Origin of the sequence: Salinivibrio sp. IB282 (genome assembly GCF_001995685.1) — a bacterium.
Lineage (GTDB): Bacteria > Pseudomonadota > Gammaproteobacteria > Enterobacterales > Vibrionaceae > Salinivibrio > Salinivibrio kushneri.
In genome coordinates, this window is sequence record NZ_MUET01000077.1 from 1 (window position 1) to 11,391 (window position 11,391).

The following is an 11,391-nucleotide window of genomic DNA, read 5'->3' on the forward strand; positions in this document are numbered from 1 at the left end:
CAAAAGTGATGCTGAACTCCGAAAAGGCTTTCGCGAATTCTCACGCGCGCTCAATCAAGCAACCACGGTAGCGGCCAAAAAAGCCACCCAATACATTTACGACAAAGCCTGTTATCAAAAAGATACCCGTTCGTCAGATTCTATTCAGATGATACCCATGCGGCCCATTGTCTTGGGTGGTGATGATATTACCTTACTTTGCCGTGCCAACTTGGCCCTTGAGTTCAGCACGCGCTTTTGTAAAAAATTTATGGAAGCATCCGAGGCGGCACTGAGTGACTTATTTGATGACCTCGGCTTCCCAAAAGAGTATGAACGTTATTTAACCGCCAGTGGCGGTATTCTCTACCAAAAAGCCAGTCATCCATTTACCCATTCTCACCAGCTGGTTGAGGCATTGTGTGCGCAAGCCAAAAAACGCACAAAATCAGTCGTTAATGAGGGCGCGATTGGCCCAGCCGCACTGGCCTTTCATCGCCAATCCGAAAGCACCAATGACAGTTTCGACATCCTCGTCGATCGCACATTAGTACTTGGTAATGGGATGCAAATGGGTCAAACGGCGTATTTTGTTGAGTCACTGAAACAGACACACACGAGCCTAGAGCGATCACCATTTGATCTGAACAAACTAAAACAGTTAGTTGCTGATTCATCATCCGCTGATCAAAACGGCATCACTACCCCGCCCGTTTCAATGGCAAGATGGCGACAAATGGCGACCGCGATTGCTCAAGGCGATATCGCCGAAGCCAAAATCATTTATCGTCGCGGCTTAAGTTTGGCGACAGAGAATCAAACGCAAGCGCTGGAGACCTTACTCGATGATCTCACCCCCGATGGTTATCAACGCCGCAACTGGTACTGGGTTAATCAGCAAACAGATGAGAAATACTGCCTCATTAATGATCTGCTGGTATTGCACCACTTTGCCGAGCCGGTGAAAGAAAACACGCACACAGGCGACAAGGAGACCACCCATGGATAGTTATCGACTCATCGTTGATTTACACAGCGACTGGCATGTGGGGAGCGGGCAAGAAGCCGGAGCATACGCTGATGCACTATGTCTAAAAGATAGCGCCGGATTGCCTTACCTACCCGGCAAGTCGATAAAAGGTCTCTTAAAAGAGGCGTTTCAACTCGCCACCGACAATCAATGGTTCAGCCAAGACCTTGTGCCACTTTTATTTGGTCGTGAAGGGCGTGATGGTGTGAGCGAGCAAGGTATGCTGCAAATATCCAGTGGCCAGCTTTCGGCACAAGAAAGCCGTTATCTTATTGATAACCAGGCCACTAAATATCTCTATCGCGTGCACCAATTTACCGCTATCGACCAAGAAACAGGCACCGCCAAACCATCAAGTTTAAGAAGCATGGAAGTCGCGGTACCCATGCAACTCATTGTCCAAGTCAGCCTCAATACGCAGCACCCGCATTATTACACCCAGATCGACGGACAAGCCATCCATCAAGGGTTCGCGACTTGGTTAGCTCAGGCCATCACCTTAATCACGGCCTTAGGTGGCAAGCGGCATCGAGGGTTAGKAAAAGTGACAGTATCATTGGAGGAGGCATAGTCCATGCGTATCTATTATTCACTCACCACGGTTGACCCTATCGTGATGAGCCAAACCACTGCCACAACCCATAACCACGACAGCTTGGATTATATCCCTGGCAGTGCCATCCTGGGTGCCATCGCCGCCAAGCTTTATCCGTCGCTTAATGAAGCAGAGTCATGGGACATGTTTCATACTGGCTCGGTCAAGTTTGGGCCTTGTTTTCCAGTTGCCGATCATCAGTTAGCGCTTCCTATCCCAGCAAGTTGGCACTACAAAAAAAATCAAACCCCGTTCGCGAAAGATCAGCTCAATAAAACCAAGATAGATAATCAAGCCAGTCAGCACTTCCAACGCGCCGCCAACACACAATACAAGCAGTGTCGCAGCGGCTATATTACTGCATCGGGTAAAATCGGTGAGGTAGCGAAAGGTATCAGCACCAAAACAGCCATTGAGCGCAAAACGGGCAAAGCCAAAGATCAAACCCTCTACACCTATGCATTTATCGAGGCTAAACAAACCTTTGTTGGCTGGGTTGAGTCCGATAACCAAGCGTACTTGTCAGCGATCCGTGAGCAGTTGCAAACCCCATTAACTCTGGGTCGTTCGCGTAACACTGAATTCGGCCGCGTCGAGATCACACTGATTGATCCCCCTGCTCAACCCGAGCCGACAATAGATACACAGCAGCTGACGGTGTGGTGTTTAAGTGATTGCCAATGCATTGATGGGCGGGGTCTCCCCACGTACGTGCCCGCTCTTGAACAACTGGCTCCACACGCCAAGGGCAAACTTAACCCGTCAAAAAGCTTTATCCGCGCTGGCAGCGTGACGCGTTTTAACCAAAAACGGCAAGGTTACGACTCCGAGCAATGCGTGATCAATAAAGGATCGGTGCTGGTTTATGACTTAGAGACCCCGCTATCGCAGCAAGACTTGCTGGACCTACAGCAGCAGGGACTAGGCATCAATCAACACCAAGGGCTGGGTTGGATCATGATCAATCCGGCTTGGGCCACCCAAGCCACATTGGCTGATGATGACCTCTACCAGCGGTTTACTGTGCCGACAAAAACACAGCAACCATCCGAGGCACAGCCACACTCGGCGCTAACCCAGTGGGTGGCAAGCCAGATCGCGCACGACGAACGTGCCAACGATTCAGAAAGAGCGCGTTAACTTGTTAATCAAACAGATCGGACAAGCCTACGATAAGGCCCGCCAGTACCATAATATTATCCCTCGCTACGCCGCCGGCTCCTCGTCGACTCAATGGCGACGGATTCATGAAGAATTAAAAAACAACAATCCAGACTGGCGCAAAGCGCTTTTTGATAGCAGCACGGACATCTGTAAGGCTGACAATGACGAATTCGGCTGGGGCATCACCTGGAGTGACGGGGATAAACCCATCACATTTGCAGCTTGGCTTAAGCAAGTGCTGGCCGATCACGATGCCGCCACGGTATTGATGCTTGTCAGCCAGATCACTCGCTATGACTTCTCGCGCTACACAAGCCTAAAACAAGCCAGTCAACAAATCGACTTTAGTCTCATTACCCACGCGCACGATTCGGAGGTTAAACAATGAGCCATATCTATGTCACTAAGCTCATACTCGAAACCCAAAGCCCGATGGCGATCAATTCAGGTCACAGAGAAGAAGGGTTTGATACCCAACTTGCGCGCGAGGCAAATGGCTTGCCGTATATCCCGGCGAGTGCGATTGCCGGTGTTTGGCGCCATCTCGCCCACCAACGACTCGCCGACGACGGACTTCCATTAGCGTCATGGTTTGGCACCRCAGAGCGCGCGTCGCGCCTGACCATTTCTCACGGCATTGTTCACGATAGCCAAAATCGCCCGGTGTCACCGCTTATGCCTGCACAAGACATCGCCAACGATCCCATTCTTAGTCGCTTGGCACTGGCGAGCCCGCACCACCGTGAGCGCGTCGCGGTAAACGATCGAGGCGCGGCAAAAGAAACCGGAAAGTTTGACCAAATCCTCGTGCCCAAAGGCGTGCGTTTTAGTGTCACCCTGCAATGGCACAGTGACGACATGAGCGAACACGATCAACAACAGTGGCAGGCACTGCTAGCATTGTGGGCCGATCGCCACTTCACATTAGGCGCCAGCAGCCGCAATGGTCTTGGGCAAATCAAGGTGATCGCCTGTGAGCAAACATCGTTTGATTTAATGCAAGGCCCGAGTGCCGGCCAGGCATTACAACAGTTTTTGCATAGTGAGAATACCAGCACACAGCTGCTTACGCCTGCAGACGATCGCCATCAAAGACGCCTCGCCTCACTGCCATTACAAGCCGGCGACAACTGGCGTTGTGGTTCTGGAACCACGCGGCTCGGCGATCACGACATCGGCAATGACATTGGGATCAAAACATACAGTGAACCCGAGATTCATTGGCAAGCCAACGACGGCGCATTCTCCGAGCCACGGCCGATTTTATGTGGCAGCAGCATCAAAGGCATTCTCGCCCACCGTCTGGCCTATCACCTGCGTCGCCATCAGGCCGATTGGGCTGAGGATCGCGACACTATGACTCACGCCGAATGGCAAGTGCGCCCAGATGCGTTGTCATCACTGTTTGGCGCCGCCACCAGTTCACAAGGGGAAGGCATTGCCGGCCACCTCTTTATTGACGATGCCGACGTGACGGATTACCGCACTACAGTACGCACCCATAACCGGATCGACCGCTTTACTGGCGGGGTGCAACAAGGCGGCTTATTCAGCGAAGAATTACTGTATCAGCCTAAATTTACCCTCAATATTTGGGTGAACCAAAACACACGCCTCTCCTCGACGCTGCAAGCCGCCTTGGCCGATACCATCGAGGATTTGCGCCAAGGGTTATTACCCATGGGCGCCGGCAGTGGCCGCGGCACGAGCTTGGTGATGCCGCAAACAGGTGCTGAATGGATCGTGAACTGGTCAGCATTAGAGACAGAAAACCTAGAGACGGAGCGCGCGCAATGAGTTTATCCCCTTATCACACACTCCAGCATCAATCCGACGTTGATAACACAAAGCTCGGCGTCAGCTTACCGCCTTTGCATGCAGGCGTATTGCAACTCACACAAAGCATGCTCAGTTTTGATGATGTTTGCTCTCAAATTCACACTTTTGCGCCCCAACAAGGCTGGGTGATGTACAGAGATAGCGTTGCCTCATCCGTACAGATACCCGCGCGAGACGATCTTATCGAAGCCGAATATTGCCACGGCAACGATAGCCTACAAATTCAATTGGTGGGTCCCAATCGCTACAGCGTGTGYGCGATGACCCACCAAGCCTGTGATAGCTCTCACGCAGCCGATATGGCTTACCAACACGTTTCACTGATTGGTGATGTCCGACTCGGCAATCACCAATACGTACAATATCGTCTTTGGTACCAGCAACAAACCGACCAAGTGCAACAAGGTCGCTGGATCCCCCTTGCTCAGCAATTTATGGGCTTTGCCCCAAAAGAGGAGAAATAATATGAATGTAGTTCATGCGCCTTATCATTTTGCTCCCCTCTCTCGCTGGGTTTACATGCCGGAGTGGGCGCATTTGGTCAGTCATGATGTGCCCTTTAAAGACGGCTACTCAGGGGTTATTCATTACACCCTCTCGAATCGCACTGCCCTGTGTGTAGGCGGCCAACAAACCGCAGACAAGCCCGCCAAAGTAAAATGGCAGCGAGATCCCGAAGGCAACCCCGTTATTCCAAGCTCCAGCCTTAAAGGTATGCTGCGCAACCACCTCGACATCGCCACCTTTGCTAAAATGCGCCAAGTTGACGATCAACACCTTACATATCGTGATGCCTCTCGTAAAAAAGTTCATTACCCACAGTCAATCAAGCAGACAGTAAAGAGCGCCCAGCCGCTGAGTGAATCAGACGCTATTTTTGATCTGCCAGAATTGCTATTCGGCACCTTGCGTGAACAGGGCTTTTCGCTCAAAAGTCGCGTTTACTTTGCTGATGCCACCTGCAGCCTCAATCAGGGCTTTAGCCACTCTAATCCAGTCATTCTTGGCGCGCCAAAAGCCAGCTTTCTCCCCAATTATATTGAGCAACATACGGGGGAAAACCCCACAACCCGTACCCTTACTCATTACCAAAAAGAAGCCATCCCCAAGGGATGGAAGCGCTACCCCACGCAAGCCCAATTTAACGATAACAGCTTACCCGACAACCTGAAGGAAAAGCGTGATGTCCAATCGCAGTTAGAGCTGCTGGCACCGGATAGTCAATTTGCCGGCAAGATTGTCTTTCATAACCTAAAAAGACAAGAAATCGGCGCGCTATTATGGGCACTGCAATTTAAAGATCCAGAGGGCAAGGTTTTTTATCATAGCTTGGGTCATGGTAAGCCCCTTGGCGCTGGGGCGGTCTCATTCAGTGACTGCACCCTTGATGCCCGGCCCAACCAAACAGACGACGGTGATCCACTCACCATCGAGCAAGCGGTTGACGAATTTGTGGCGCACATGAATCACGTCTATCAAGCGAGTCACGAAGGCGAGAACAACTGGCAACACAGCCCACAAGTCCGTCATCTGTTTGCGTTTGGTGATCTGGCGGATAACCAAGAAAAAAACCTCACCTATATGCCGCTTGAGTCCAAAGATGCCGCTGGCATGAGCTATCAGCAAGCGCTGCAAGGTCGCAGCAAAGATGTGTTGCCCGATTGGTATCACAGTGGCACCCATCTACCCAGGAAAAGTGACCAGCCCAAACCCGCGCCCGGTGACTACAAAAATTTTGGTCAAGGGCGACTGGCGGATTTGGTCAGCCAACTCCCGCTGACTGACCGCGAGCAACAACTTTGGGCGACAGCCGACGAACAAGCCGAGGCCGAGCGCAAAGCGAGTGCGTTTGCCCAGCTTTCACCGCTGGAACAACAGTTTATGCAACTCGAGCACGACTTAGCTTTGCCTGAAGTCCGCGCCTCTCAAGACAGACGGCGAGACTATGTGCAAGCCATGGACGAGCTGCTCGATGCCTGCTTAGCCGATCCCACTCACTATGACTTTGTTCCCACGCTGCTCGCGCTTTGTCGAGACACCTCCCAGTCTGCTTATTTGGATCTGGCAAAGAATAAAAAGAACAAACCCAAATTGGCCGCACGCAAGCAGAAACTGGCAGACGTAGAAGCAAAATACAAGTGAGAACAACCATGATAACACCGGCATGGGCAGCGCTAACCGAGACGTTTTCCCTGTTAAAACTGAACATTACCATTCAGCTTCAAGAGGATTCGGTGCTGCCAGCTTTTAAAGGCTCGATGCTACACGGATGGTTTGGGCATGCGCTCAAACGTGCCGACGAGCATGCCTTTTTTGTCTGTTACGGCAACCATGATAACCAACAACCCAAACCTTATATTATTTGCCCCAATGAGGATCACAAAACCCATTGGCGCAAAGGGGAGTTGTATCACTTTGACATCACCCTGTTTGGCCATGCCACACAATTGGTGGATGCCCTGTTTAAAGCATTAAAATATGGCGAATCCTTGGGAATGGGGCCACAGCGTACCCCGTTTCGTGTGTTAAGCGTGGCATCCATGACCCCCACCGGGCTGCGTTCGGGGGTCGTTCCCCTGTCGTTGGCCGACTGGCTGGCGGTGGCGCCAGTCAGTCAATTCGACACTGCGGAAAAAGAGCTGGCCATCAACTGCTTAACCCCCACACGCTTAAAGCGAAACGGCAAGGTATGCCATCAATCGCTGCCTGATCTGGGGGAGTGGGTGCAGCAGATCTTACGCCGCTTGGTACTACTAAGTCGGTTCTGGGTAAACGACGACCAACGCCTATTTGATGCCCTTTACCAAAACCAACCGCGCATTGGCCCGCACCAAGTGAGCAGCGATTGTTACTTTGAAGACTGGCAACGCTTTTCGCACAAAAATAAGGAATTTCTTCCGTTTGGCGGCCTTAAAGGTCAAGTGAGTTTTTGCGGCGACATTGCCCACGTGATCCCGCTGTTAACCCTCGGCCAAGCCTTACATATCGGTGGCAAAACCACGTTTGGTTTAGGCAAATACCAATTAATTGCCTAACCGAGCGAATGACCAATTGGTGATGGCCGTCATCACAACGGCGCGCCATCCATAATGGCCAACACGCCCCGCGATTTAACAAGGAATGACAATGAATAAAGACTACGTTTTACTCGCCGTTGCAGGCATGACACCACAAATTATTACCGAGACCCTATACGGCATTTATCAAAAAACCCCGGAAAAGCTCCCACGCCGCGTGAAGGTGATCACTTCTCAAGCGGGGGAGGAGCGACTTATTAAGAACTTACTCGGCGATGATAGCCCGCTGAAGCAGCTGATCGCCGATTATAACCTGCCGGATATTGCGTTTTCTCAGCAAGACATTTTGGTTCCAAAGGATCGAAACGGACAGCCGCTGAATGACGTGCAAAGTGAAGAGGATCAAGCGATCATCACAGACTTTATTACCGAGCAAGTGCGGCAACTTAGCCAGCAACCGGATATTGCCATTCATGCCTCATTGGCCGGCGGACGTAAAACCATGGGCTTTGCCTTGGGATATGCCATGAGCTTATTTGGGCGCCCATGTGACTGCCTTAGCCATGTACTCGTCAATGAGCCGTACGAAACGATCCCCGATTTTTATTACCCGACCCCTTACACCGTGATGCGCGCGGATCGAAGCAAATCGACCCGTTACGATTTGAGCCAAGCCAAGGTGATGCTCGCCAACATTCCCCTAGTCATGATGCGCGAAGAAATGCCGCAAGATTTAATTAAGCGTGATGATCTCAGTTACACCGAAACGGTAAACCGAATCAACCAAGCCAATGCCATCACCCAAGAACAAGCCAGCGTGGTGCTGGACTATTCAACCATGACTATTTTTTGTGATGGCCTCCCTATTCCCCTGCAACCGATCAACTTTGCCTTCTATAGCTGGATGGCGAAAGAAAGCCGCGAATTTCCTGGCGAAGGGATCGAGCCGGCCTCTGACGACATGTCCGCCCGCGAGCTTGATACGCGCTTAGCGCACCTTATCCATGCGGCCACGTCCTTTGATAGTGTCGCATTGCCAAGCGATCGCGACGATTGGGATCTGGTGAGATGGGTAGAGCTCGCCGAAGAAACCGCGGAGGAAATCGTAAAATATGACACGGATTCGGGCGTAGCCCGCAAGCGTTGGTTGTTCCAAGGCGATGGAAAAGATACAGACATTCTGTTCAACAAAGAGTTAGAGCGACCGCTTGATGAGCTGAGAAAACGGCACAAAAATTTATGGAATCGCTTGTTAAAAGAGACCAACAAGCAAATCACCGATAAGCTGGGTAAGAAATTAGGCCAGTACTATACCATCAATAATGTGCACAAGCGGAAAGTCAACAGAGCGGGTTATGTGTATAAAGGCCTAACGATTGCGCCTGACAATATTCAGTATAAAAACGCGACCCGTTAGACGACTTAGCCGACGGGAACACGCAAAAGGCCACATGGTTTACCATGTGGCCTTTTTTATCGCTAACGATCCTCGCGCCTAGGATTCTAGGACCTAGGCACTACCTATCAATCCCTTTAGTCAGGGCATGGTCCGTGAGGACTTGCAGTGTCATTGATTGATGTGATCAAAAAAGCGTCTTAATCCCTTTCGTCAGGGCATGGTCCGTGAGGACATAAGTCCATTGATGAGCGATTTGCGGAAGCGGCCGTCTTAATCCCTTTAGTCAGGGCGTGACATAAAGATCCTAGGGCCTAGGAATCTAGGTCCTAGGCCCTACCTATCAATCCCTTTCGTCAGGGCGTGGTCCGTGAGGACATATGATTGACGGTGTACGCTCTGGCGGCTCAGCGTCTTAATCCCTTTAGTCAGGGCTTGGTCCGTGAGGACGTGCAGTTAATCAGCATTACATCATAGAATGTGAGTCTTAATCCCTTTAGTCAGGGCGTGGTCCGTGAGGACCCAAAGCTGACGGGCGGTTTGAATTTCTCGGCGGTGTCTTAATCCCTTTAGTCAGGGCGTGGTCCGTGAGGACAAGATCGGGTGTGGGTACAGTTGAACGGGACAGAGTCTTAATCCCTTTGGTCAGGGCGTGGTCCATGAGGACCTGGGTGTTGGCGGCTTTGTTCGTGGACTGTTTTAGTCTTAATCCCTTTGGTCAGGGCGTGGTCCATGAGGACCCTAAGCGTCCGAATAAGACTAAGACGGCGATTAGTGTCTTAATCCCTTTGGTCAGGGCGTGCTCCATGAGGACGGTGTGTTGAATTAGTAGTATAATTATCCGAAATAGTCTTAATCCCTTTGGTCAGGGCGTGGTCCATGAGGACAATTTCTATTTATAACTGATTGTTTTTTCCTTTGCAAGTCGCAAAATAAACAGGCGTTTTAAACAGTGGATAACTTTTAAAATCAAGCAATTCCCATGCCGTGTTATTGAACGAACCGAGTTAAGCGGGGATCATCATGGGCAATCACCAGGTCAGTGGGCGGCATCAGATGAAAGCTGCCCGCGGTGGGATTAAACGGAATACACAATAGCTTATCTTCATCACTGTCAAGCAAGTCAATAAGCTCCTGACAAGCCTGTGCTTTTTCCGCTTTATTGAGCGCAAAGACAAACACGGACTTTTGTAACGGCCAACCGTTCTGGCTGCAATATTGATAAATACGCCGTAGCCGCTTGGGATGGCTCACATCGTAGCTGATTAGCCATAGGGGTTTATCCATAAATTACGCCCTCTCCATAGCATAACGACAAAGACGCGCCAACCGACGTAATGCTGGACGCCGCTTTTTTTGCCACGCAAACCACTTGGGGTAAAATTGTTGTTGCCCTTCTCGCGTTAACCGACAACCCGCCGCCGTGGATGAAAAATGCGCGTGCGTGAAGGTACCCGCCAGCCACTGGGTGATCACCCATAATTCGAGTTCCGCACGTGTGATCTCTTTCACATCTAACACCAAACTGGCGCGGCGATAGCCAGTTGCATGATGCAAACCGATGGCTAAGTCAAACCCCTCGGCCAGTAACGCCGGCGCTAACGCCTGATCTTCTAGCGTGGCAGTCAGCGATAATAAAGCATTAATCGGATCGTTGGGCGGCTGTCGCTCTCGGCCTTTAAAACCGTCATGATAAAACGCCACTGCCCATTGGCGCCAATATTGATGGCTTAGCTGTGCCTCTTGCAACATGGGGTGGCCTTGGGTGTGAGTCAAGGCAGGCAGCTGGACACAGCCCAGCTTGGCTAACACACGATTTTGCCCCGCTCGCCGCGCATCAAGCAGGGCACGGACCAGCTTGGCACGCCTGGCTGGCTCGCAGACGGCTTGATATTGGCGAATACGCACATTATTGGGCGCAGCGTGGGAGTTAAACAGGCTCACACAGTGTTTACGGCCAATCACCACCAACTCTTTGCCTGCGCCTGCTAACGCCAGCTGTAAGTCAGTACTTAGCGTGATCCCTGTGCCTAACACCACCCGCTCGATGGCATGGAGCGGCAACAAGCGAGGCGGCGCACTGTTATGCTGTATATGTAGCACCTGGTTGTTAATGTGGACATGATAGTCGGGCGAATCCAGTACGACTGTGGTCATAAGCCAAGCTCCATCGTTGAACATGGCCCCAGTGTACTCAGCGCATTTACCCATGATCTGTGTTCACCAATTGGTGAACGCCTGGTGTTGCCCTACTCAACCGCCTTAACGTGATACGCTTGCAAATAGGCGCCCATGCTCTCCAGTTGCGTGGCGGTCAGTTCTTGCCCGCGTTGTGACCAAGTGACCGGCACAGTTAAATGCCAGTAGCGGC

The 11,391-nt window shown here is 51.3% G+C and carries 11 protein-coding genes; 9 read left to right on the top strand and 2 right to left on the bottom strand.

Features of this window, described 5'->3' with window-relative positions; all coding sequences use genetic code 11:
* The 9 genes from BZG14_RS15600 to csm6 all read left to right on the top strand — a co-directional run.
* Positions 1 to 988: Cas10/Cmr2 second palm domain-containing protein (locus BZG14_RS15600; RefSeq protein ID WP_198532062.1), on the top strand; the 988-nt coding region annotated here is incomplete at its 5' end.
* Positions 981 to 1,580, top strand: coding sequence for an RAMP superfamily CRISPR-associated protein (locus BZG14_RS13100; RefSeq protein WP_077608927.1), 600 nt, complete (start codon positions 981 to 983; stop codon positions 1,578 to 1,580). The genes BZG14_RS15600 and BZG14_RS13100, both read left to right, overlap by 8 nt.
* Before the next feature lie 3 nt (positions 1,581 to 1,583).
* Entirely contained in the window at positions 1,584 to 2,744 is a 1,161-nt protein-coding gene (locus tag BZG14_RS13105; protein ID WP_077608928.1) for an RAMP superfamily CRISPR-associated protein, read from the top strand.
* A gap of 1 nt (position 2,745) precedes the next feature.
* Positions 2,746 to 3,156: a hypothetical protein gene (locus BZG14_RS13110; RefSeq protein ID WP_077608929.1), complete on the top strand. Its 411-nt coding sequence runs from the start codon at positions 2,746 to 2,748 to the stop codon at positions 3,154 to 3,156.
* Positions 3,153 to 4,565, top strand: a complete 1,413-nt coding sequence (locus BZG14_RS13115; RefSeq protein WP_077608930.1) for an RAMP superfamily CRISPR-associated protein — start codon at positions 3,153 to 3,155, stop codon at positions 4,563 to 4,565. Before BZG14_RS13110 ends, BZG14_RS13115 begins: the two co-directional genes overlap by 4 nt.
* Positions 4,562 to 5,071, top strand: a complete 510-nt coding sequence (locus tag BZG14_RS15605) for a hypothetical protein (protein ID WP_158011752.1) — start codon at positions 4,562 to 4,564, stop codon at positions 5,069 to 5,071. The genes BZG14_RS13115 and BZG14_RS15605 overlap by 4 nt, the downstream gene beginning before the upstream one ends.
* 1 nt (position 5,072) lies before the next feature.
* Positions 5,073 to 6,749, top strand: a complete 1,677-nt coding sequence (locus BZG14_RS13120) for an RAMP superfamily CRISPR-associated protein (protein ID WP_158011753.1) — start codon at positions 5,073 to 5,075, stop codon at positions 6,747 to 6,749.
* An 8-nt stretch (positions 6,750 to 6,757) separates the two neighbouring features.
* Entirely contained in the window at positions 6,758 to 7,642 is an 885-nt protein-coding gene (gene cas6, locus BZG14_RS13125; protein ID WP_077608932.1) for a CRISPR system precrRNA processing endoribonuclease RAMP protein Cas6, read from the top strand.
* A gap of 91 nt (positions 7,643 to 7,733) precedes the next feature.
* Positions 7,734 to 9,041: a CRISPR-associated ring nuclease Csm6 gene (gene csm6 / locus BZG14_RS13130; RefSeq protein WP_158011754.1), complete on the top strand. Its 1,308-nt coding sequence runs from the start codon at positions 7,734 to 7,736 to the stop codon at positions 9,039 to 9,041.
* 969 nt (positions 9,042 to 10,010) lie between these two features.
* On the opposite strand, the gene cas2 is transcribed toward csm6, so the two are convergent.
* A complete protein-coding gene (cas2, locus tag BZG14_RS13135; protein ID WP_077608934.1) occupies positions 10,011 to 10,307 on the bottom strand; it encodes a CRISPR-associated endonuclease Cas2 in 297 nt (98 codons plus the stop codon).
* A 3-nt stretch (positions 10,308 to 10,310) separates the two neighbouring features.
* Positions 10,311 to 11,177, bottom strand: a complete 867-nt coding sequence (gene cas1 / locus BZG14_RS13140; RefSeq protein ID WP_158011755.1) for a CRISPR-associated endonuclease Cas1 — start codon at positions 11,175 to 11,177, stop codon at positions 10,311 to 10,313.
* Positions 11,178 to 11,391: the final 214 nt, after the last annotated feature.

Coding starts and splice junctions, on each gene's coding strand:
- BZG14_RS13105 (WP_077608928.1), top strand. CDS start 1,584: ATGCGTATCTATTATTCACTCACCACGGTTGACCCTATCGTGATGAGC.
- BZG14_RS13120 (WP_158011753.1), top strand. CDS start 5,073: ATGAATGTAGTTCATGCGCCTTATCATTTTGCTCCCCTCTCTCGCTGG.
- cas6 (WP_077608932.1), top strand. CDS start 6,758: ATGATAACACCGGCATGGGCAGCGCTAACCGAGACGTTTTCCCTGTTA.
- csm6 (WP_158011754.1), top strand. CDS start 7,734: ATGAATAAAGACTACGTTTTACTCGCCGTTGCAGGCATGACACCACAA.
- cas2 (WP_077608934.1), bottom strand. CDS start 10,307: ATGGATAAACCCCTATGGCTAATCAGCTACGATGTGAGCCATCCCAAG.
- cas1 (WP_158011755.1), bottom strand. CDS start 11,177: ATGACCACAGTCGTACTGGATTCGCCCGACTATCATGTCCACATTAAC.